Origin of the sequence: Janthinobacterium sp. FW305-129, assembly GCF_020858115.1 — a bacterium.
Taxonomy (GTDB): Bacteria; Pseudomonadota; Gammaproteobacteria; order Burkholderiales; family Burkholderiaceae_D; genus Janthinobacterium.
Genome location: NZ_JACYMM010000007.1, coordinates 59,759 through 82,161 on the forward strand (window position 1 = coordinate 59,759; position 22,403 = coordinate 82,161).

The window sequence follows — 22,403 nt, forward strand, 5'->3', positions numbered from 1 at the left end:
CAGTATTTTAATAATCGTAGTTCACGGTGGATAGGGTTCAGACTCTGTGCACCGCATGTGAAAGGTTTATCATGACAGTAGAAAACATCAACAAAGCCGCTATCATCGCGGACAACGCACGTGGTCAAAACGACACCGGCTCCCCTGAAGTGCAAGTTGCACTGCTGACAGCTCGCATCAACGAACTGAACGGCCACTTCAAAGCCCACTCGAAAGATCACCACTCCCGCCGCGGCCTGATCATGATGGTCAACCGTCGTAAGAGCCTGTTGTCCTACCTGAAGGCTAAAGACGCTACCCGTTATCGCGACCTGATCGCTAAACTTGGTCTGCGCAAGTAATTTTTGCCGTACAAGGTTTATACAGAAATGCCTGCGCCAGTTCGCTGACGCGGGCATTTTGTCATTTGAATTCCGGATTTATGTCGGGAAGTACAGTATTCTCTACCGACATCATGTTTTAAAAGTAAAGTAGCAAAGGTGGCAACAAGTAAAGGCAGCATTTTTACGCCGCCTGTGGTGAGGTGAACGACAGCCCCTGAAAATCTGTCGGCAATTAGAAAAGGGATACCCCATGTTTAACAAAGTTACGAAAACCTTCCAGTACGGTCAACATCAAGTGACCCTGGAAACCGGCGAAATCGCTCGTCAGGCATCCGGCGCAGTGCTGGTGTCGATCGAAGATACCGTCGTTCTGGCAACGGTAGTGGCACGCAAAGATGCCAAGCCAGGCCAGGATTTCTTCCCTTTGACGGTTGATTATGTCGAGAAAACCTATGCTGCCGGTAAAATCCCGGGCGGTTTTTTCAAGCGCGAAGGCCGTCCTTCCGAAAAAGAAACACTGACATCGCGTCTGATCGACCGTCCTATCCGTCCGCTGTTCCCGGAAGGCTACCTGAATGAAGTTCAAGTCATCATTCACGTGCTGTCGGTCAACCCTGAAATCGATCCGGACATCGCCGCCATGATCGGCGCATCGGCCGCCCTGTGCGTGTCGGGCGTGCCTTTCAACGGTCCTATCGGCGCCGCGCGCGTCGGTTACGCCAACGGCCAGTACATCCTGAACCCAACCGTCCAGCAACTGAAAACGTCGGAAATGGACCTGGTTGTCGCCGGTACCGAAACGGCCGTGCTGATGGTCGAATCGGAAGCGAAACAGCTGTCCGAAGAAATCATGCTGGGCGCCGTGGTCTTCGGCCACGACCAGATGAAAGTCGTCATCGACGCGATTCACGACCTGGTGCGTGACGGCGGCAAGCCGGAAGTGGAATGGGCGCCTGCGCCGAAAAACGAAGCACTGATCGCCCGCGTTGCGCATTTCGCCAACGCCAAGATCAATGATGCGTATCAAACCAAGGACAAGCAAGAGCGCACGGCCAAGCTGAAGGCGGCAACGTCGGAAGTGATCGCCGACCTGTCGGCTGAAGCGGCTGCCGCCGGCGGCGCGTCGATCGACAGCGCTGAAGTCAATAACATCCTGTTCGACATCGAAGCCAAGATCGTGCGTACGCAGATCCTGGACGGCGAGCCACGCATCGACGGCCGCGACACGCGCACCGTGCGTCCGATCTCGATCCGCACCAGCGTGCTGCCACGCACCCACGGTTCGGCCCTGTTCACGCGCGGCGAAACGCAAGCGCTGGTCGTGGCAACTTTGGGCACCGCCCGCGACAGCCAGAAGATCGATGCGCTGATGGGCGAATTCACGGATTCGTTCATGCTGCATTACAACATGCCTCCGTTCGCCACGGGCGAAACGGGCCGTGTCGGTACGCCGAAGCGCCGCGAAATCGGCCACGGCCGCCTGGCCAAGCGCGCGCTGATCGCCGCCCTGCCAGCCGCCGAAGAGTTCAGCTACTCGGTGCGCCTGGTATCGGAAATCACGGAATCGAACGGTTCCTCGTCGATGGCATCTGTCTGCGGCGGCTGCCTGGCACTGATGGACGCCGGCGTGCCGATGAAAGAACACGTGGCCGGTATCGCCATGGGCCTGATCAAGGAAGGCGGCAAGTTTGCCGTGCTGTCCGACATCCTGGGCGACGAAGATCACCTGGGCGACATGGACTTCAAGGTAGCCGGTACCCGCAACGGTATCACGGCGCTGCAGATGGACATCAAGATCATGGGCATCACCAAGGAAATCATGCAAGTGGCGCTGGCGCAAGCCAAGGAAGGCCGCGAGCACATCCTGGGCGAAATGCAAAAAGCCATGCCGCACGTCAAAACCGAACTGTCCGATTTCGCACCGCGTCTGATCACCATCAAGATCAACCCGGAAAAAATCCGTGACGTGATCGGCAAGGGCGGCGCCGTGATCCGCGCGCTGACCGAAGAGACGGGCACCCAGATCGACATCAGCGACGAAGGCGTGGTCACCATCGCTTCCGTCGACGCTGCCGCCGGCCAGGAAGCCAAGCGCCGCATCGAAGAACTGACGGCATCCGTCGAAGTGGGCAAGACCTACGAAGGCACCGTGCTGAAACTGCTGGACTTCGGCGCCATCGTGCAAGTCATGCCAGGCAAGGACGGCTTGCTGCACATCTCGCAGATCGCCAACGAGCGCGTCAACGCCGTGGCCGACTACCTGAAAGAAGGCCAGCTGGTGCGCGTCAAGGTTCTGGAGACGGACGACCGCGGCCGCCTGAAGCTGTCGATGAAAGCTGCCGAAGGCAACGAAGCGCCAGCCGCTTAAGTTCGTCTAAGTTAGCCTGAGTGCGGCTTTCGCCGCATGCTCAAAAACCGCCGGCGCGCAAGCCCTGGCGGTTTTTTTATGCGCATCGTTTGCGCTGCATCGAAGCTGTGTGCCGACGCGTGCACCGGCCTTGATGCAGGTCGCATTGGCCGGTTTTGCGCCTTGTAGATTCAAGGGGGGATCCACCCCTGAACGAGTCTTCCAAGGAGATGCAGCATGCGCACATTCTGCGGGCTGGCCGCCGCCTTTCTGTTTGCCGTCGCGCCCGGTGTCCGGGCACAGCTGGACAACGCACCCACGCCGGTGCCGCTGCCCATTCCCATCGCCGCCGCGTCCGCGTCCATGCCGGCGCAAGACCTCGATGCCTTGCGCGCCGTGCATGCGCGCGAAATCAATGACCTCAGCACCTTCAGGACGGCGGGCTTGCCGCGGGATGCGATCGATGCCTACCTCGAGAGCGGACCAGGGCGGCAATTCCTGCGCGAACTGCGCGCCGCCGATCCTGCCGCGTCGGCCGACACCATCTATGCGCGGGCCGTAGAACAGCTTGCTTCCGGCAGCACCGTGCCGGACTTGCAAGCCATGTCGGCCGCCTTGGTAAAAATCGTGCCGCATGGCCAGAATGTGTCGCCGTATTCGCCGTATTTCACCACCAGCGCGCAATTGCAGCAGGCCTCGGGCCAGTGCGCCACCCTGGCCGACTGTTTCGGCTTGCCCTTGAAGAGCGAGGCGCCGCTGTATGATGTGTATCAAATCATGCCCAAGGGTACCGTCAACGTGTTCGTCAGCCAGGTGGCGCCCACGCAGGAACTGGGCGGGCTGGTGCGGCGCAAGGGTGGGGCGCAGCAGTATTTATTGCCCAACCGTAGTCTGTGGTCGGCACCCGTGCTGATCGGCACGATCAAGAATTGAGGAGACATGATGGATCAACAGCGCTTGCAAGCCAGCGCCGCCGAACTGGGGCAATTGCTGGCGCGCCTGGCGCCCGCCGATGGGGAAGTGGCCGACCTGCGCAGCGCGCTCGAGCCGCTGCTGGCGTTGGCGGGCAGCGGCGCCTTGACCGCGCCCCTGCCGTGGGGCGATATCCCGGGCGGGCGCTATTTTACGGAAGGCGGCTTGCGCCGGTATCCCGAGCTGGAGCAGGCGTTTGCCCGCTTCCGCATCGAAGCGACGGGCGGCGAATCGCCCGCCTTGCGCAAGCTGCGGGGCGAGATATAGTGAATATATCGTCAACATGAAGTTAATATAAGGTATCAATTGTTGTTTATGGGTAATTGAGAGTCGGTATTGCTTGACGACAAAATCTTATTCCCCGACCATGGCGCATCCCTCCCGATTTCCTCTTTTTTTATTGGATGCACCATGTTGTCCTCCCTTAAGGCGCGGCTGATCGCCATCGCCGTTTCCATCGTCGTGCTGGCCATGCTGGCCGTCGCCATCGCCAATTTCTTTACCACGCGCGCCAGCACCCTGGCCGCGCTCGACACGCAGATGCTGCAGTTGTCGCACAGCCATGCCACGGCCATTGCCGAATGGCTGCGTTCCAAGCAAGCCGTCGTAGGCTCGCTCAAGCAGGGCGCCACGGCGGCCGATCCGCTGCCGGCCCTGAAGGCGGCCGAGCAGGCGGGCACCTTCGACATGGCGTACATCGGCTTTGCCGACAAGCATGCCGTCTTCTCGCAGGAGCGCAAGCGCGCCGCCGACTACGATCCCACGGCGCGGCCCTGGTACAAGCTGGCGTCCGAGACGGGCGGCCCCATCATCACTGCGCCGTATATCGGCGCTAGCACGGGCAAGCTGGTGGTGACGTTTGCCGAGCCGCTGGGCGGCAAGGGCAGCGTGACGGGCGTGATGGCGGCCGACGTGATGATGGATGCCGTGGTGCAAAACGTCGCGTCGATCAAGCCGACGCCGGCCAGCTACGGCTTTCTCGTCGATGGCGGCGGCAAGATCATCGCCCACCCGGACGGCAAGCTGACCTTGAAGCCGCTGGCCGAGCTGGACCCGGGCCTGAGCGCGCAGGCGCTGGCCGATATTGAAAAGAGCGGCGACGGCGCCGCCATCCGCCTGGACGGACGTGACGGTATCTTGCATGTAAGCAAAGTGCCGGGCAGCGACTGGCTGCTGGCCACCGTGCTGGATCGGGCGGAAGCCACGCAAGCCTTGAGTTCCATGCTGCGCGCCTCGGCCCTGACGGCCTTGCTGGTGCTGGCCCTGGCCGCCACGGTCTTGAGCGTACTGGTGGCGCGCGCCTTGCGCCGCCTGGGCCTGGTGCGCGATGCCATGGAAGCGATTGCCACGGGCGACGGCGACCTGACCAGCCGACTCGATGCGGATGGTTCGGACGAGCTGGCGCAGATCGCCAAGGCGTTCAATTTGTTCGTCGAAAAGATCGCTACCGTGCTGGTGCAGATCCGCAGCATCAGCACCCTGGTGCGCAGCGAATCGGCCGATATTGCCGCCGGCAATGCCGACCTGTCCTCGCGCACGGAAGCGCAGGCGGGCGCGCTGGAAGAAACGGCCAGTTCGATGGATGAGCTGACCTCGACGGTGAAGCAGAATGCGGAAAACGCGCATGCGGCCAACGAGCTGGCCGTGTCCGCCTCGGAAGTGGCGGCCAAGGGCGGCCGCGTGGTGCAGCAAGTGGTGGGCACCATGGCCGGCATCCAGGAAAGCTCGCGCAAGATCGTCGACATCATCGGCGTGATCGATGGCATCGCTTTCCAGACGAATATCCTGGCCCTGAACGCGGCTGTCGAGGCGGCGCGCGCGGGCGAGCAGGGCAGGGGCTTTGCCGTCGTGGCCTCCGAAGTGCGCAACCTGGCGCAACGCTCCGCTGGCGCAGCGAAGGAAATCAAGGAATTGATCGGCGATTCGGTGGAAAAAGTCGATGCGGGCGGCCGCCTCGTCGATGAAGCGGGCCAGACCATGGATCAGGTGGTGGCGTCGGTGCAGCAATTGACCACCATCATGAGCGAGATCACGGTGGCCAGCCGCGAACAGAGCGCCGGCATCGGCGAGATCAATACGGCCGTCACGCACATGGATACCATGACGCAGCAGAACGCCGCCCTCGTCGAGCAGGCGGCCGCCGCCGCGGAGAGTCTGCAGGAGCAGGCCGTTGACCTGGCGCAAGCCGTCGGCATGTTCCGCCTCGGTGATGCGGGCCCTGCCGCGGCGTCCGCGCCCGTGACGCGCCTCAAGGCGAAGCCGGCTGCATCAGCGCCGCGCGCGCCGGCCCGCGCGCTGTCGCCAGCGCTATCGCCAGTCAAACCCGTCAAGGCGGCCAAGTCCGGCGCCGACGAGTGGGAAGAGTTTTAAGCTGCACGCGTAGCGATCCGCACGTTCATCCGCGTTTTTGTCAGGCCAGCCTGCCAAAAGCGCAGTTCGTCGCAATCGGCGTGTCTGCCGGGGGCGGTATGGCTATAGTGACACCATACCGCAAGCCCACTGCCAGACACCCGAGGAGAACAACATGAACGTCGCTAAAAACATGGAAATCATTGCCGTTGCCGCCGCCATCCTGTTCGGCGCCAGCTGCTACGCCATCGCTCCGGCCGCCCCGGCCCTGCAAGTGGCCAGTTCCACGGCCACCGTGGCTGCGCCAGCAAACAAGGCTGCCATGCAAGTGGTGGTGGTCAAGGCCAAGCGCCTGACTGCCGCCGAAAAAGCCCGTTTCGCATAAGACACCCATCAAAACCTACTGCGCGTCGCGATTTGCGGCTTCCGATGCTCACTGTGCATTCGCACAGTTCCGCTTCTCGGCCACAACTCACTGCCGCTCGCTACGGTTTTGTCAGGCGTCAAAGTCATTGCCAGTCATTTTCCGCGCTGCTAGAGTGCAAGGCGCGATGCAATGCCGGCCGCCCGACGCGGGCGCCGCAATACATAAAAACAAGATACCGAGGATGCACTACATGAAAAAGACACTGGAACTGGCGCTGTTGTTGCTGGTCACACTGGGGTTCGTGCGCGGCGCGGCCGCCGAGACCCGCTTGCTGGAAATGCGCAGCGTCGACGCCCGCGTGGTGAGGGTCAAGCTCGATGGCGTGATGGAAGTGCGCATTCGCCAGGGCAACGTGCCTTCGCTGAGCATCACGGCCGACAAGCGCTACATCGCCGATGTCAGCACGGCGCAAAGCGGCGACACCCTGCACATCGAGACGGAAGTGCGCGGCTTCAAGATCGGCCCTTCGTCGATCCGCGCCGACCTGGTCTTGCCGAACTTGCGCGAACTGAGTTCGGAAGGCTTCGGCAGCACGGACATCACGGGCTTCAAGGGCGAGGAACTGACCCTGTCGCTGGAGGGGGCAGGCAGCATCAAGCTGGTGGGCGACTACCGCAAGCTCAATGCCAGCCTGGGCGGCGTGGGCAGCATGCAGATATGGATCGGCAACAATGAGCGGGCCGAGCTGGACTTGCAGGGCGCCGGCTCGGTGGTGCTGGGCGGACGCGGACGCATGCTGAAAGCCAGCCTGGGCGGCCTGGGCAGCCTGAATGCGCAGCAGTTCGAAGCGGATGCCGTCAACCTGGAATTGAGCGGCCTGGGCAACGCCACGGTGAATGCCCATACGAATGCCAAGCTGAACCTGAGCGGACTCGGTTCGGTGGTGGTGTACGGCAAGCCGGCCAACCGCGACGTCAGCGTCGAGGGCCTGGGCAAGGTGAGCTGGAAGTAAGCAAGCGCAGCCAGGCCTAGCTGTCCTTGGACTGGATAAGAAAAAGCAGTGAGACCACATCCCATTCCGATGAAAAAACTGATCATTACATTACTCATGCTGTTGACGATACAGCTGCCCGCGCGGGCCGGCTTCGTCGAAGGCGCCAGCGCCTACAACAACAAGAATTACGCGCTGGCTTACAAGGAAATATTGCCCCTTGCTAAGACCGGCAACGCCGATGCCCAGCATTTGCTGGGCTTGATGTATTACATGGGGCGTGGCTTGCCGCAGGATTACAAGCAAGCGATGTTCTGGCACCGCAAGGCGGCCGAGCAGGGCAAGGCCGACGCCCAGTACGTGGTGGGCGCCATGTATTACACGGGCAACGCCGTGCTGCAAGACCACAAGCAGGCCGTCAGCTGGTTCCGCAAGGCGGCCGAGCAGAATCATGCCGAGGCGCAACAGGTGCTGGGCCTGATGTACCGCTACCACATGGGCGGCGTGCAGCAGGATAACGTCATCGCCTACATGCTGTGGAACCTGGCGGCCGCGAATGGCAACGCGAATGCGGCCGACCAGCGCGCCGCCGTCGTGCGCAAGATGACGCATGAGCAAGTCGAGGAAGGGCAGGCCCTGTCGGCGAAATGGAAGCCGGGCACGCCCTTGCCGCGCCAGTCGAAGACGGGCGCCGGTTAAGAGGGGCGGTGGTCTGCAGGGGAGGGCGGCTTGGCGTACAATCGCCGTTTTCCCTTGAAAGAGTCCCGCCATGCGTGCAGTTGCCATCAGCCAGCCAGGTCCCGCCGACGTTTTGCAGATCGCCGAACGTCCCATGCCGCAATTTAAAGCGGGCGAACTGCTGATCAAGGTGCACGCGGCCGGCATCAACCGTCCCGACGTGCTGCAGCGCCTGGGCAAATATGCGCCGCCCGCCGGCGCCTCGGACTTGCCTGGCCTGGAAGTGGCGGGCGAAGTCGTCGATGGCGACTTCAGCAACACGACATTCAAGAAGGGCGACCTGGTCTGCGCGCTGGTGCAGGGCGGCGGCTATGCCGAATACTGCGCGGCCCCGAGCGGCCAATGCCTGCCCTTGCCGGCAGGCTTGACGGCGCTGGAAGGCGCATCCCTGCCCGAGAACTTCTTTACCGTCTGGAGCAATGTCTTCGACCGCTGCGCGCTGGCCGATGGCGAAACGTTATTGGTGCAGGGCGGCACGTCCGGCATCGGCGTGGCGGCCATTCAACTGGCGGCCGCGCTCGGCCACCGCGTGTTCGCCACGGCGGGCAGCGACGAGAAGGCGCGCGCCTGCGAGGCGCTGGGCGCCGAACGGGGCATCAATTACCGCACGGAAGATTTCGTGGCCGTCGTCAAGGAATTGACCGCCGGCAAAGGCGTCGACGTCATCCTCGACATGGTGGGCGGCGACTACCTGCCGCGCGAGATTGCCTGCCTGGCCGACGATGGCCGCATCGGCCTGATCGCCGTGCAGGGCGGCACCAGGGCGGAGCTGGACCTGGGTGCCTTGCTGCGCCGCCGCCTGACGGTGACAGGTTCCACCTTGCGTCCCCGTTCCGTCGCCTTCAAGGCGGCCATCGCGCACCACCTGCGCACGACCGTCTGGCCGCTGATCGAGGCGGGCAAGATCAAGCCCGTGATCCATCAAACTTTCCCGCTGGAAAAAGCCAACGAGGCGCATGCCTTAATGGAAGCGAGCACGCACGTGGGCAAGATCATGTTGCAAGTTGCCTGAAACGGGGCACTGCCTGTTTGACCGGCATCGGTGCCGGAGTTAGAATGACGGGTTATTAAGAATTTAGGCTACTATGCGTCGCAAACTCGTCGTCGGAAATTGGAAAATGAACGGCAGTCGCACCTCGAACGCGGTGTTATTGTCTGAAATAGTTGCTGGCTTGACCGCCTCTGGCGCCGCCAGCGCCGTCTGCGTGCCCGCGCCGTATCTGGCGCAGTGCCAGGCGCAATTGGCAGGCACGGTCCTTGGCTGGGGTGCGCAGGATGTCTCCGCGCATGCCAGCGGCGCCTACACGGGCGAAATCTCGGTCGCCATGCTGCAGGATTTTGGCTGCAGCTATGTGGTGATCGGGCATTCCGAGCGCCGCGCCTACCATGGCGAGAGCGATGCGCAGGTGGCGGCCAAGACGGTTGCCGCGCTGGCGGCAGGCATCACGCCTATCGTCTGCATCGGCGAGACGCTGGCGCAGCGCGAAGCGGGCCAGACCAATGCCGTGGTAGAGCAGCAGCTGGGCGCCGTGCTGGCGGCCATTTCCGCCGGCGACGTGGCGAAACTGGTGCTGGCCTACGAGCCGGTCTGGGCCATCGGCACGGGCAAGACGGCCACGCCGCAAATGGCGCAGGACGTGCATCAGGTATTGCGTGCCCAGCTGGCAGAAAAGAATGCGGTAGCGGCCGCCGGCGTGCAGATCCTGTACGGCGGCAGCATGAAGCCGGAGAACGCAAAAGAATTGATGGCGATGCCGGATATCGATGGCGGTCTGATCGGTGGAGCAGCATTGAAGGCGGTGGATTTCCTGGCGATTATTCACGCCGCTGATTGAATTACTTTAAACTAAGAATGGAATTGCAATGAACATGATGTTCAATCTGGTAGTGGTAGTACAGGTTATTTCGGCATTGTCGATTATCGCGCTGGTGTTGCTGCAGCACGGCAAGGGCGCCGACATGGGCGCCGCGTTTGGTTCGGGCGCCTCGGGCAGCCTGTTCGGTGCGACGGGTTCGTCGAACTTCATGTCGAAATCGACGGGCGTTGCCGCCGCGATCTTTTTTGGCGCCACGCTGGCCCTGTCGCTGATGGCTAATCAGCGCGCCACCACGGTGGGCGGCGGCGTGATGGACAAGGTTGTCAAGCCAGTGCCGGTCACCGGCGCGGGCGCGATCCCGACGACGGTGCCTGCGGCACCGGCCGCCAGCGCTCCCGCAGCAGCGGCACCGGTTGCCAGTACCCCGGCAGGCGCGATTCCCAAGTAATTCAGTGTCACCGAGTAGTATCTCGATACCTCATCGAGAGTAATTCTCATTACGGGCGGATTATTGCTCAATGTTTTAGCAGTGCGGCAGGAAAAAATCGTGACGCGCTGGAAGATGTAAAAATTTATCGTTTTTATCTGTGTTTTGATGCATTTGTGCATTAACTTTAGCGGCAAAGCAGAGTAGAATACGGGCCTTACCGCCGACGTGGTGAAATTGGTAGACACGCTATCTTGAGGGGGTAGTGGCGCAAGCTGTACGAGTTCGAGTCTCGTCGTCGGCACCAGAAATCAGAAGCCAGCAACGGCGCACGAGCCATGGCTCGTACAAAGTTGCTGGCTTTTTTTACGAGGATGTGTCGTTCGATCCTGGTCTTAGCTTTGATTGGGGTCGTGCGTTAGATACGCTGCAAATGATCGCAGCGTCCTCATTTAACCGATCGTTCAATATAAGCTCATCAATCGTGAACCTCGAAAATTACTTCCCCGTCCTGCTGTTCATTATTATCGGCCTCGGTGTCGGTATCGCTCCCCAGCTCCTGGGGCGCCTGTTAGGCCCTAACAAGCCTGACGCAGCAAAACTCTCCCCGTACGAATGTGGCTTTGAAGCATTCGAAGACGCGCGCATGAAATTCGATGTGCGCTACTATCTGGTCGCAATCCTGTTTATTTTGTTCGATCTGGAAACGGCATTCTTTTTCCCATGGGGCGTTGCAATGCGCGACCTGGGCTGGGCCGGTTTCGTCACGATGATGGTGTTCATCGCTGAATTCGTGGTCGGATTTTGGTACATTTGGAAGAAAGGTGCCCTTGACTGGGAATAAGCCATGGCTATTGAAGGCGTATTAAGCGAAGGTTTCATCACCACCTCGGCCGACAAGCTGATCAACTGGGCGCGCACCGGGTCTATGTTCCCGATGACGTTCGGTCTGGCCTGCTGTGCGGTCGAAATGATGCATGTGGGCGCAGCCCGCTACGATATGGACCGTTTCGGCGTCGTGTTCCGTCCGTCGCCGCGTCAGTCCGACGTCATGATCGTTGCCGGTACCCTGTGCAACAAGATGGCGCCGGCCCTGCGCAAGGTCTACGACCAGATGGCAGAGCCACGCTGGGTCATCTCGATGGGTTCCTGCGCCAATGGCGGCGGGTACTACCATTACTCCTATTCCGTGGTGCGCGGCTGCGACCGCATCGTGCCCGTCGACGTGTATGTGCCTGGCTGTCCTCCGACCGCTGAAGCCTTGCTGTACGGCATCATGCAGTTGCAGAACAAGATCAAGCGTACCAGCACGATCGCACGCTAACCGGGCCGCTTCAGATTATGACAACACATTTAGAAGTATTGCAAAACGCCCTCGGCACTGCCCTGGGCGATCGCGTTAGCACGACGGTTGCGCTGGGCGAAGTCACCCTGGTCGTCAAGGCTGAGGACTACCTGGCCGTGATGCAGACCCTGCGCGACGATCCGACCCTGCATTTCGAGCAATTGCTCGACCTGTGCGGCGTCGACTACTCGACCTATGGCGATGGCAGCTGGGATGGCCTGCGTTTCGCGGCCGTTTCGCACTTGCTGTCGGTCAAGCACAACTGGCGCGTGCGCGTGCGCGTGTTTGCGCCGGACGACGACATGCCGCTGCTGCCCTCCGTGGTCGGCATCTGGCGCGCCGTCAACTGGTACGAGCGCGAAGCGTTCGACCTGCTGGGCATCCTCTTCGAAGGCCACAACGACTTGCGCCGCCTGCTGACCGATTACGGTTTCATCGGCCATCCGTTCCGCAAGGATTTCCCCGTCTCCGGCTATGTCGAGATGCGTTACGATCCGGAACAAAAGCGCGTGATTTACCAGCCCGTGACGATCGAGCCGCGGGAAAACGTGCCGCGCGTGATCCGCGAAGAACATTACGGGATGAAATAATGGCTGAGATTAAGAACTACACCCTGAACTTTGGGCCACAGCATCCGGCCGCGCACGGTGTGCTGCGCCTGGTGCTGGAGATGGATGGCGAAGTCATCCAGCGCGCCGACCCGCATATCGGCCTGCTGCACCGCGCCACCGAAAAGCTGGCCGAACAGAAGACCTACCTGCAATCCGTGCCGTACATGGACCGTCTCGACTATGTGTCGATGATGTGCAATGAACATGCGTACGTGATGGCCATCGAAAAGATGCTGGGCCTGGAAGTGCCGCTGCGCGCGCAATACATCCGCGTCATGTTCGACGAGATGACGCGCATCCTGAATCACCTGATGTGGCTCGGCACCCACGCGCTGGACGTCGGCGCCATGGGCCCGTTCCTGTATTGCTTCCGCGACCGCGAAGACTTGTTCGACGCCTACGAGGCAGTGTCGGGCGCGCGCATGCACGCGGCCTACTACCGTCCGGGCGGCGTGTACCGCGACTTGCCGGATGCAATGCCGCAGCACAAGGCCTCGATCATCCGCAACGCCAAGGCGATTTCCAAGCTGAACGAAAACCGCCAGGGTTCCCTGCTGGACTTCATTGAGGACTTCGCGCGCCGCTTCCCGAACTCGGTGGACGAGTACGAAACATTGCTGACCGACAACCGTATCTGGAAACAGCGTACCGTCGGCATCGGCGTGGTCTCGCCGGAAGATGCGCTGGCCATGGGCTTTACGGGCGCCATGCTGCGCGGCTCGGGCGTGCAGTGGGATTTGCGCAAGAAACAGCCGTACGAAGTGTACGACCTGATGGATTTCGACATTCCTATCGGCACCAACGGCGATTGCTACGACCGCTACCTGGTTCGCGTGGAAGAGCTGCGCCAGTCGAACCGCATCATCAAGCAATGCGTGGAGTGGCTGCGCAACAATGAAGGTCCTGTCATGACCAGCAACCGCAAGGTGGCGCCTCCGGGCCGCGTCGACATGAAGACCAACATGGAATCGCTGATTCACCACTTCAAGCTGTTCACGGAAGGTTTTCACGTGCCGCCAGGCGAGGCCTACAGCGCCGTGGAACATCCGAAGGGCGAGTTCGGCGTGTACCTGGTGTCCGATGGCGCCAACAAGCCGTACCGCATGAAACTGCGCGCGCCAGACTACGCCCACTTGCAGTCGCTCGACGAGATGGCGCGTGGGCACATGCTTGCCGACGCCGTGACCATCATCGGGACGCAAGATATCGTGTTCGGCAGTATTGACCGCTAAGAGGCAAAAAGTATGTTGTTATCAGAGCAATGCTATAAGAAAATTGACCGCGAGCTGGCCAAGTACCCGGCCGACCAGCGTCAGTCGGCCGTCATGGCCGCGCTGGCCCATGCCCAGGATGAACTGGGCTGGCTGGCGCCGGAAACCATGAAGGAACTGGCCGACTACATCGGCATGCCGGCGATTGCCGTGCAGGAAGTGGCCACGTTCTACAATATGTACAACGTCAAGCCCGTGGGCAAGCACAAGATCACCGTGTGCACCAACCTGCCATGCGCCCTGTCGGGCGGCGTGCGCGCTGCAGAGTACCTGAAGCAGAAACTGGGTATCGATTTCCGCGAAACCACCGCAGACGGCCAGTTCACCCTGGTTGAAGGCGAGTGCATGGGTGCTTGCGGCGATGCGCCTGTCTTGCTGGTCAGTAATAAAACCATGTGCAGCTGGATGTCGAACGAGAAAATCGACGCCATGCTGGAGGAACTCAAGAAATGACGTCACTCCACAACCGCCATATCGATCCATTGATCCTGAAGGATCTGGATGGCAAGAACTGGCATTTGCAAGATTATGTGAACCGCGGCGGCTATAGCGCCCTGCGGCGTATCCTGGAAGAGAAAATCACGCCGGAACAGATCATCGCCGACCTCAAGGCTTCGTCCTTGCGCGGCCGTGGCGGCGCGGGTTTCCCTACGGGCCTGAAGTGGAGCTTCATGCCGCGCCAGTTCCCGGGCCAGAAATACCTCGTCTGCAATACAGATGAAGGCGAACCGGGCACTTTCAAGGACCGCGACATCATTCGTTACAATCCCCATGCCCTGATCGAAGGCATGGCCATTGGCGCTTATGCGATGGGCATCACCGTCGGTTATAACTATATCCACGGTGAAATCTTCCAGGAATACCTGCGTTTCGAAGAAGCGCTGGAAGAGGCGCGCGCCGCCGGTTTCCTCGGCGACAAGATCATGGGCAGCGAGTTCTCGTTCCAGTTGCACGCGCACCATGGTTATGGCGCCTACATCTGCGGCGAAGAAACGGCCCTGCTCGAATCCTTGGAAGGCAAGAAAGGCCAGCCGCGCTTCAAGCCGCCTTTCCCCGCCTCGTTTGGCCTGTACGGCAAGCCGACGACGATCAACAACACGGAAACCTTCGCGGCCGTGCCTTTCGTGCTGAACATTGGCCCAGAGAAATACCTGGCGATGGGCAAGCCGAACAACGGCGGTTCGAAGATCTTCTCGATCTCGGGCGACGTGGAAAAACCGGGCAACTACGAAGTGCCGCTCGGCACCCCGTTTGCGACCCTGCTGGAACTGGCAGGCGGCATGCGCGGTGGCAAAAAGATCAAGGCCGTGATTCCTGGCGGCTCGTCCGCGCCGGTGATTCGCGGCGACATCATGATGCAGACCGACCTGGACTACGACTCGATCGCGAAAGCCGGTTCGATGTTGGGTTCGGGCGCCGTCATCGTGATGGACGAAACACGCTGCATGGTAAAGGCGCTGGAACGCCTGTCCTACTTCTACTTTGAAGAATCGTGCGGCCAGTGTACGCCTTGCCGTGAAGGCACAGGCTGGATGTACCGCATGGTGCACCGCATCGAGCAGGGGCAGGGTCGTGCAGACGACCTGGACATGCTCAACTCGATCGCCGACAACATCCAGGGCCGCACCATTTGCGCGCTGGGCGATGCGGCTGCCATGCCGGTACGGGCCTTCATTAAGAATTTCCGTGAAGAATTTGAATATCATATCGAGCACAAGCATTGCTTAGTGCCCGCATATATCTAAGCTGCGTCAGGTAACGATCACCATGGTTGAAATCGAAATAGACGGCAAAAAAGTCGAAGTCCCTGCTGGTAGCATGGTGATGGACGCCGCCAACAAATTGGGAACCTACATTCCGCACTTCTGCTATCACAAGAAATTGTCGATCGCAGCGAACTGCCGCATGTGCCTGGTCGAAGTGGAAAAGGCGCCGAAGCCTTTGCCCGCTTGCGCGACCCCGGTCAGTGCCGGCATGATCGTGCGCTCCGCCAGCGATAAAGCTGTGCAGGCGCAAAAGTCGGTCATGGAATTCTTGCTGATTAACCACCCGCTCGATTGCCCTATCTGCGATCAGGGCGGCGAGTGCCAGTTGCAAGACTTGGCAGTGGGTTACGGCAAGAGCGAATCGCGCTACAAGGAAGACAAGCGCGTCGTCACGCCGAAGGAAGCCGGTCCGCTGGTTTCCATGCAAGAAATGTCGCGCTGCATCCAGTGCACCCGCTGCGTACGCTTTGGCCAGGAAGTGGCCGGCGTGATGGAGCTGGGCATGATCGGCCGCGGCGAACACTCGGAAATCGTGTCCTTCGTCGGCCAGTCGGTCGACTCCGAACTGTCGGGCAACATGATCGACCTGTGCCCGGTCGGCGCACTGACCTCGAAGCCGTTCCGCTACAGCGCCCGTACGTGGGAATTGTCGCGCCGCAAATCGGTCAGCCCGCATGACGGCCTCGGTTCGAACCTGATCGTGCAAGTGAAAGCTGGCAAGGTCAAGCGCGTATTGCCGCTGGAAAACGAAGCCGTCAACGAGTGCTGGATCTCGGACAAGGACCGTTTCTCGTACGAAGCGCTGGACAGCGCCGAACGCCTGACGTCCCCGATGCTGAAACAAGGCAACGAGTGGAAAGAAGTCGATTGGCAGACCGCGCTGGAATACGTGGCGCACGGTTTGAAAAATATCAAGCACGAGCATGGCGCTGACGCCATCGCCGCGCTGGCCACCCCGCATTCGACCGTCGAAGAGCTGGTCCTGCTGCAAAAAATCGCCCACGGCCTCGGTTCCGAGAACGTCGACTTCCGCCTGCGCCAGACCGACTTCGCGCTGGACGCCAGCGTGAAACCATGGCTGGGTATGCCGATCAGCGAATTTGGCCAGATCAAGCGCGCCTTCGTCATCGGCTCGTTCCTGCGCAAGGATCACCCATTGCTGGCCACGCGTTTGCGCGCGTCCGTCAAGGGCGGCGCCAAGCTGTCGATCCTGCACGCGTCCGACGATGATCAACTGATCACCATCGCCAACAAGATGATCGTCGCGCCAAGCGATTGGCTGGCAGCCTTGTCGGAAGTGGTCGTCGCTGTTGCTAAAGCGAAAGAAATCGCCGCGCCAGCCGGTTACGAAGCGGTCACCGCTTCGGACGTGGCCGTCGCGATTGCCGCCAGCCTGATGGCCGGCGACCACGGCGCCGTGCTGCTGGGTAATGCCGCAACGCAACACCCGCAAGCGTCGCAACTGCATGCTGCCGCGCAATGGATCGCCGAACAAACGGGCGCCAAGCTCGGTTACCTGACGGAAGCGGCCAACACGGTAGGCGCGCACCTGGTCGCCAAGCCGCGCGCCAACGTGCAAGCCGCCTTTGCTGCTCCGAAGAAAGCTTACGTGCTGCTGCACGCCGAGCCGGAACTCGATGCCGCCAATCCGCAGGCGGCCCGCGCCGCCCTCGATGGCGCCGATATGGTCGTGGCGATGTCCGCCTTCAAGCACGGCATGGATTACGCCGACGTCTTGCTGCCGATTTCGCCATTTGCTGAAACTTCGGGTACTTTCGTCAACTGCGAAGGCCGCGCGCAAAGCTTCAACGGCACCGTGAAACCGCTGGCGGAAACCCGTCCAGCCTGGAAAGTGCTGCGCGTCCTGGGCAACATCCTGGGCCTGGCCGGTTTCGACTACGACACCTCCGAAGCGATCCGCGACGAAGCGTTCGGCGCCGGCGTGACCGATCTGTCGGCACAGCTGAACAATATCGCGAAAAACGCACCGGAAGCGGCAAGCTACGCACCGGCTTCGCCAGCGCTGCAACGCATCGCCGACGTGCCGATCTACTTCGCCGACGCGCTGGTACGCCGCTCCGAACCGTTGCAACGCACGGTCGACGGCGCCGCGCCGCAAGCGCACCTGTCGCCGGCATTGGCTGAAAAGCTGGGCATCAAGGCAGGCGACAAGGTCAAAGTGGCGCAAGGCTCCGGCAGCGCCATCCTGGTGGCGGCACTTCATGCCGGCCTGCCAGCCAATGTGGTCAAAGTGTCGGCGGCGCATGCCTCGACGGCCAGCCTGGGCGGCATGTTCGGTGACATCACAGTTGAAACAGCAGAGGGGAAAATCTGATGGCTCTGCCTGAATTTGTAAACGTCATCAACAGCAGCGGCCAGGATCTGCTGGGCGGCTCGTGGCCGTTCTTCTGGACCCTGATCAAGATCCTGTGCGTGCTGTTGCCGCTGATGGGCCTGGTTGCCTACCTGACCTTGTGGGAACGCAAACTGATCGGCTGGATCCAGATCCGCGTCGGCCCGAACCGCGTCGGCCCCTTGGGCTTGCTGCAACCGATCGCCGATGCGCTGAAACTCTTGTTCAAAGAGATCATCATCCCGTCCAAGGCCGCCAAGGGCCTGTTCGTGATCGGCCCGATCATGACCATCATGCCGGCCCTGGCCGCCTGGTCGGTCGTGCCGTTCGGTCCGCAAGCCGTGCTGGCCAACGTCAACGCCGGCTTGCTGATGCTGCTGGCAATTACCTCGATGGAAGTCTACGGCATCATCATCGCCGGCTGGGCTTCGAACTCGAAGTACTCGTTCATGGGCGCCATGCGCGCTTCGGCACAGATGATTTCGTATGAAATCCCGATGGGCTTCGTGATGGTCATCGTGCTGATGGTCTCGGGCAGCCTGAACTTCATCGACATCGTCGGCGGCCAGCAAATCGGCTTCTTCGCCGACAAGGGCGTCAATTTCATGTCGTGGAACTGGCTGCCGCTGCTGCCGATGTTCGTCATCTACCTGGTGTCGGGCCTGGCTGAAGCCAACCGCCACCCGTTCGACGTCGTCGAAGGCGAGTCGGAAATCGTGGCCGGCCACATGGTTGAATATTCGGGCATGGCCTACGCCATGTTCATGCTGGCCGAATACGCCAACATGATCCTGATCGGCGCCCTGGCTTCGATCATGTTCCTCGGTGGCTGGTCCGCACCATTTGCTTTCCTTGAGTTCTGGGGTGGTTTCGGCGGCTTCTTCTGGCTGTTCGCCAAGACCTTCTTCATCGTGTCGGTGTTTATCTGGGTACGCGGTACTTTCCCACGCTACCGTTATGACCAGATCATGCGCCTCGGCTGGAAAGTGTTTATCCCGTTGACGCTGGTCTACCTGGTCTTCGTCGCTGCCTGGATGCAGACATCCTGGAATATTTGGAAGTAAGAGAGTGCATACGAATGGATAAGGTAAAAGATTTCTTCAGCAGCCTCTTGTTAGGCGAGCTGATCAAGGGCATGGCGCTGACAGGCAAGTACATGTTTTCGCGCAAGATCACGGTGCAATTCCCGGAAGAGAAGACACCGATCTCGCCGCGTTTCCGTGGCTTGCACGCGCTGCGCCGCTACCCGAACGGCGAGGAACGTTGCATCGCCTGCAAACTGTGCGAAGCGGTTTGCCCGGCGATGGCCATCACGATCGAATCGGAACAGCGTGACGACGGTTCGCGCCGTACCACGCGTTACGATATCGACTTGACCAAGTGCATCTTCTGCGGTTTCTGCGAAGAGTCCTGCCCGGTCGATTCGATCGTCGAGACGCAAATCCTGGAATACCACGGCGAGAAACGCGGGGATTTGTATTACACGAAAGAGATGTTGCTGGCCGTAGGTGATCGTTATGAAAATGACATCGCCGCTGCGCGCGCCGCCGACGCACCTTATCGCTGATGGATGCGCCGCAGCCACTGGCTGCGGCGCGCCCCTCGTTCATCTGTACGTCTATTGGGTTTTTTATGGACTTTAAAACAATTTTGTTTTACGCCTTCGCGCTGATCTTGATTCTGGCAGCGACGCGCGTCATCACGGCCCGTAATCCGGTCCACGCAGTACTGTTCCTGGTACTGTCCTTCTTCTCGGCAGCGGGCATCTGGATGCTGCTGCAAGCTGAATTCCTGGCCATCGTGCTGGTATTGGTATACGTCGGCGCCGTGATGGTGCTGTTCCTCTTCGTGGTCATGATGCTCGATATCAATATCGACCGCATGCGCGAAGGCTTCTGGGGCTACTTGCCACTGTCCGTGACGGTGGGCGTGATCATCGTGCTGGAAATGGCCGCCGTCCTGTGGCACGGTTTCCGCAACTTTGCGCCGAGCATCGCGCCAGTGAACGTCAACCTGGGCGGCACCAAGGAACTGGGCCTGTTGATCTATACCAAATATGTGTTCGCCTTCGAAATCGCCGCCGTCGTGCTGCTGGTGGCCATCGTTGCCGCGGTCGCACTGACTTTGCGCAAACGCAAGGACACCAAGCATTTTGCTCCAGGCGATGCCGTGCGCGTCAAGCGCAACGACCGCCTGAAGATCATCAAGATGGACGCGGTTGTCGAGCGTCCTGCGGCTGAGCCGGAAGTTAAGGAGGCACCATGACATTATCGCTCACACATTTTCTGGTCCTGGGCGCGATCCTGTTCGCAATCTCGATCGTCGGTATTTTCCTGAACCGCAAGAACATCATCGTATTGCTGATGGCAATCGAATTGATGCTGCTGGCGGTGAATATGAATTTCATCGCGTTCTCCCATTTCATGGGCGACGCGGCCGGTCAGATCTTCGTTTTCTTCATCCTGACGGTTGCCGCCGCTGAGTCGGCTATCGGTCTGGCTATTCTGGTGGTGATGTTCCGTAATCTGGATACCATCAACGTCGAAGACCTGGACAGCCTCAAAGGCTGATGTTTTTCAGACTCGATCTCTCGAATAATAACGATTAAGGTTCATCATGGCGGGGCAACTCCTCAACCCTAACCTCCTTCTTGCCGTACCGCTGGCGCCGCTGGCCGGTGCCGCGATTGCAGGCTTGCTTGGCACCCAGTTCCTGGGTAATTTGGTCGGACGCAAGACGTCGCATACCGCGACGATCCTGGGCGTACTGATTGCGTTCATCCTGTCCGTGCAGACATTGCTGGCAGTGATGGATGGCGCGACATTCAATGGCACGATCTATAACTGGATGACGATCGGCACCCTGAAGATGGAAGTGGGCTTCCAGATCGATTCGCTGTCGGCGATGATGATGTGCGTGGTCACCTTCGTCTCCCTGATGGTGCATATCTACACGATCGGCTACATGAAGGACGACGAAGGCTACAACCGCTTCTTCGCCTACATCTCGCTGTTCACGTTCTCGATGTTGATGCTGGTCATGGCCAACAACTTCCTGCAGCTGTTCTTCGGTTGGGAAGCCGTGGGCCTGGTCTCCTACCTGCTGATCGGTTTCTGGTACCAGCGTCCGACGGCCATCGTGGCCAACATGAAGGCTTTCCTCGTCAACCGCGTGGGCGACTTCGGCTTCATCCTGGGCATCGGCCTGCTGCTGGCCTACGCCGGCACCATGAACTACCAGGAAGTGTTCGCCAAGAAAGATGAACTGGCGCTGTTGAGCCTGCCAGGCACCGACTGGGCCCTGCTGACCGTTGCCTGCATCTGCCTGTTCATCGGCGCGATGGGCAAATCGGCGCAGTTCCCGCTGCACGTGTGGCTGCCTGACTCGATGGAAGGTCCTACCCCGATTTCGGCACTGATCCACGCCGCAACGATGGTGACGGCCGGTATCTTCATGGTCTCGCGCATGTCGCCGCTGTTCGAACTGTCCGACACGGCACTGTCCTTCATCCTGGTGATCGGCTCCATCACGGCGCTGTTCATGGGCTTCCTGGGCATCATCCAGAACGACATCAAGCGCGTTGTTGCTTACTCGACACTGTCGCAGCTCGGTTACATGACCGTGGCGCTCGGTTCGTCCGCGTATTCCGTGGCAGTGTTCCACCTGATGACGCACGCATTCTTCAAGGCACTGCTGTTCCTGGGCGCCGGTTCCGTCATCATCGGCATGCACCATGACCAGGATATCCGCAACATGGGCGGCTTGCGCAAGTACATGCCGATCACCTGGATCACTTCCCTGGTCGGTTCGCTGGCCCTGATCGGCACGCCGCTGTTCTCCGGTTTCTACTCGAAAGACAGCATCATCGAAGCCGTCGAAGCGACGCATATCTGGGGCGCTGGCTTTGCCCAGTTCGCCGTGCTGGCTGGCGTGTTCGTTACCGCCTTCTACTCGTTCCGCATGTACTTCCTCGTCTTCCACGGCAAGGAACGTTTCGGCCAGGCGCATGCGCACGGTCATGACGACCACCACGCGCCTGCTGCGAAGCATGATGCCCACGCACATGACGACCACCATGAAGAAGAGGAAGACGACCACGCGCACCACGGTCTGGAACCTGGCCAGAAGCCGCATGAATCCCCGTTCGTCGTGTGGTTCCCGCTGGTGATGCTGGCGATTCCGTCGCTGATCATCGGTTACCTGACGATCGGCCCGATGCTGCATGGCGATTTCTTCAAGGGCGTGATCTTTGTCGGCGAAAACCATCCTGCGATGGAAGAGTTGTCGCATGAATTCCACGGCGCAATGGCGATGGCGCTGCACGGCCTGTCGACGGCACCGTTCTGGCTGGCATTGTCCGGCGTGGTGGCAGCCTACTACTGCTACATGGTCAACCCGCGTGTGCCGGCCTGGTTCTTTGCCAAGTTCCACGCGATCCACACCCTGCTGGACAACAAGTACTACATGGACAAGTTCAATGAAGTCGTGTTCGCCGGCGGTGCCCGCTTGCTGGGTAATGGCCTGTGGAACTTCGGTGACAAGAAGCTGATCGATGGCCTGCTGGTCAACGGTAGCGCCAAGGTCGTCGCCTGGCTGTCCTCGCTGTCGCGAGTGTTGCAGACCGGCTACATCTATCACTATGCATTCGTGATGATCCTGGGCGTGCTGGGCTTCCTGATCTATTTCCTGCCATTCTGGCCCGCTAAGTAAGCTGACCTGATAAAAG

Annotated in this window: 23 protein-coding genes and 1 tRNA gene; all 24 read left to right on the forward strand. The window is 60.3% G+C overall.

The window, feature by feature from the left end; all coding sequences use genetic code 11:
- The first annotated feature begins 71 nt into the window (after nucleotides 1-71).
- The 24 genes from rpsO to nuoL all read left to right on the forward strand — a co-directional run bounded on the left by rpsO (nucleotide 72) and on the right by nuoL (nucleotide 22,387).
- Nucleotides 72-341, forward strand: a complete 270-nt coding sequence (gene rpsO / locus IGS61_RS15455) for a 30S ribosomal protein S15 (protein ID WP_010399743.1) — start codon at nucleotides 72-74, stop codon at nucleotides 339-341.
- A 232-nt stretch (nucleotides 342-573) separates the two neighbouring features.
- Complete coding sequence (gene pnp / locus IGS61_RS15460; RefSeq protein WP_010399742.1) at nucleotides 574-2,691, forward strand: polyribonucleotide nucleotidyltransferase; 2,118 nt, start codon at nucleotides 574-576, stop codon at nucleotides 2,689-2,691.
- 216 nt (nucleotides 2,692-2,907) lie between these two features.
- The gene (locus tag IGS61_RS15465) at nucleotides 2,908-3,603 is read left to right on the forward strand and encodes a hypothetical protein (RefSeq protein WP_230540370.1); all 696 of its coding nucleotides are present in this window, start codon (nucleotides 2,908-2,910) and stop codon (nucleotides 3,601-3,603) included.
- 9 nt (nucleotides 3,604-3,612) lie between these two features.
- A complete protein-coding gene (locus IGS61_RS15470; protein WP_230540371.1) occupies nucleotides 3,613-3,909 on the forward strand; it encodes a hypothetical protein in 297 nt (98 codons plus the stop codon).
- A gap of 144 nt (nucleotides 3,910-4,053) precedes the next feature.
- On the forward strand, nucleotides 4,054-6,012 hold the full coding sequence (locus IGS61_RS15475; protein WP_230540372.1) for a methyl-accepting chemotaxis protein: 1,959 nt from the start codon (nucleotides 4,054-4,056) through the stop codon (nucleotides 6,010-6,012).
- A 154-nt stretch (nucleotides 6,013-6,166) separates the two neighbouring features.
- Entirely contained in the window at nucleotides 6,167-6,376 is a 210-nt protein-coding gene (locus IGS61_RS15480; RefSeq protein WP_230540373.1) for a hypothetical protein, read from the forward strand.
- Nucleotides 6,377-6,608: 232 nt separating this feature from the next.
- A complete protein-coding gene (locus tag IGS61_RS15485; protein WP_230540374.1) occupies nucleotides 6,609-7,370 on the forward strand; it encodes a GIN domain-containing protein in 762 nt (253 codons plus the stop codon).
- A 69-nt stretch (nucleotides 7,371-7,439) separates the two neighbouring features.
- Nucleotides 7,440-8,048, forward strand: coding sequence for a tetratricopeptide repeat protein (locus IGS61_RS15490; RefSeq protein WP_230540735.1), 609 nt, complete (start codon nucleotides 7,440-7,442; stop codon nucleotides 8,046-8,048).
- A 70-nt stretch (nucleotides 8,049-8,118) separates the two neighbouring features.
- On the forward strand, nucleotides 8,119-9,099 hold the full coding sequence (locus tag IGS61_RS15495) for an NAD(P)H-quinone oxidoreductase (RefSeq protein ID WP_230540375.1): 981 nt from the start codon (nucleotides 8,119-8,121) through the stop codon (nucleotides 9,097-9,099).
- Nucleotides 9,100-9,172: 73 nt separating this feature from the next.
- Nucleotides 9,173-9,922, forward strand: coding sequence for a triose-phosphate isomerase (gene tpiA, locus IGS61_RS15500; protein ID WP_230540376.1), 750 nt, complete (start codon nucleotides 9,173-9,175; stop codon nucleotides 9,920-9,922).
- 28 nt (nucleotides 9,923-9,950) lie between these two features.
- A complete protein-coding gene (gene secG, locus IGS61_RS15505; RefSeq protein ID WP_035820525.1) occupies nucleotides 9,951-10,352 on the forward strand; it encodes a preprotein translocase subunit SecG in 402 nt (133 codons plus the stop codon).
- A 201-nt stretch (nucleotides 10,353-10,553) separates the two neighbouring features.
- Nucleotides 10,554-10,638: transfer RNA gene (locus IGS61_RS15510), tRNA-Leu, on the forward strand.
- A gap of 177 nt (nucleotides 10,639-10,815) precedes the next feature.
- The gene (locus IGS61_RS15515) at nucleotides 10,816-11,175 is read left to right on the forward strand and encodes an NADH-quinone oxidoreductase subunit A (RefSeq protein WP_010399734.1); all 360 of its coding nucleotides are present in this window, start codon (nucleotides 10,816-10,818) and stop codon (nucleotides 11,173-11,175) included.
- Between the two features lie 3 nt (nucleotides 11,176-11,178).
- Entirely contained in the window at nucleotides 11,179-11,655 is a 477-nt protein-coding gene (locus IGS61_RS15520; RefSeq protein WP_010399733.1) for a NuoB/complex I 20 kDa subunit family protein, read from the forward strand.
- A gap of 17 nt (nucleotides 11,656-11,672) precedes the next feature.
- Complete coding sequence (locus tag IGS61_RS15525) at nucleotides 11,673-12,266, forward strand: NADH-quinone oxidoreductase subunit C (protein ID WP_034779526.1); 594 nt, start codon at nucleotides 11,673-11,675, stop codon at nucleotides 12,264-12,266.
- Complete coding sequence (locus IGS61_RS15530) at nucleotides 12,266-13,519, forward strand: NADH-quinone oxidoreductase subunit D (protein WP_010399731.1); 1,254 nt, start codon at nucleotides 12,266-12,268, stop codon at nucleotides 13,517-13,519. The genes IGS61_RS15525 and IGS61_RS15530 overlap by 1 nt, the downstream gene beginning before the upstream one ends.
- A gap of 12 nt (nucleotides 13,520-13,531) precedes the next feature.
- Nucleotides 13,532-14,011, forward strand: a complete 480-nt coding sequence (gene nuoE / locus IGS61_RS15535) for an NADH-quinone oxidoreductase subunit NuoE (RefSeq protein WP_035820520.1) — start codon at nucleotides 13,532-13,534, stop codon at nucleotides 14,009-14,011.
- Nucleotides 14,008-15,303 carry an NADH-quinone oxidoreductase subunit NuoF gene (nuoF, locus tag IGS61_RS15540; protein ID WP_230540377.1) on the forward strand — a complete coding sequence of 432 codons (1,296 nt, stop codon included), beginning with the start codon at nucleotides 14,008-14,010 and terminating at the stop codon, nucleotides 15,301-15,303. Before nuoE ends, nuoF begins: the two co-directional genes overlap by 4 nt.
- 22 nt (nucleotides 15,304-15,325) lie before the next feature.
- Nucleotides 15,326-17,659 carry an NADH-quinone oxidoreductase subunit NuoG gene (nuoG, locus tag IGS61_RS15545; RefSeq protein ID WP_230540378.1) on the forward strand — a complete coding sequence of 778 codons (2,334 nt, stop codon included), beginning with the start codon at nucleotides 15,326-15,328 and terminating at the stop codon, nucleotides 17,657-17,659.
- On the forward strand, nucleotides 17,659-18,741 hold the full coding sequence (gene nuoH / locus IGS61_RS15550; RefSeq protein WP_070224109.1) for an NADH-quinone oxidoreductase subunit NuoH: 1,083 nt from the start codon (nucleotides 17,659-17,661) through the stop codon (nucleotides 18,739-18,741). The genes nuoG and nuoH overlap by 1 nt, the downstream gene beginning before the upstream one ends.
- A gap of 14 nt (nucleotides 18,742-18,755) precedes the next feature.
- Nucleotides 18,756-19,244: an NADH-quinone oxidoreductase subunit NuoI gene (gene nuoI, locus IGS61_RS15555; protein WP_010399726.1), complete on the forward strand. Its 489-nt coding sequence runs from the start codon at nucleotides 18,756-18,758 to the stop codon at nucleotides 19,242-19,244.
- 65 nt (nucleotides 19,245-19,309) lie between these two features.
- Nucleotides 19,310-19,942 carry an NADH-quinone oxidoreductase subunit J gene (locus tag IGS61_RS15560; RefSeq protein ID WP_034779507.1) on the forward strand — a complete coding sequence of 211 codons (633 nt, stop codon included), beginning with the start codon at nucleotides 19,310-19,312 and terminating at the stop codon, nucleotides 19,940-19,942.
- On the forward strand, nucleotides 19,939-20,247 hold the full coding sequence (nuoK, locus tag IGS61_RS15565) for an NADH-quinone oxidoreductase subunit NuoK (RefSeq protein WP_010399724.1): 309 nt from the start codon (nucleotides 19,939-19,941) through the stop codon (nucleotides 20,245-20,247). The genes IGS61_RS15560 and nuoK overlap by 4 nt, the downstream gene beginning before the upstream one ends.
- A gap of 46 nt (nucleotides 20,248-20,293) precedes the next feature.
- Nucleotides 20,294-22,387 (forward strand): NADH-quinone oxidoreductase subunit L, encoded by a 2,094-nt coding sequence (gene nuoL, locus IGS61_RS15570; protein WP_230540379.1) that lies wholly within the window; start codon nucleotides 20,294-20,296, stop codon nucleotides 22,385-22,387.
- The last annotated feature ends 16 nt before the right edge of the window (nucleotides 22,388-22,403 follow it).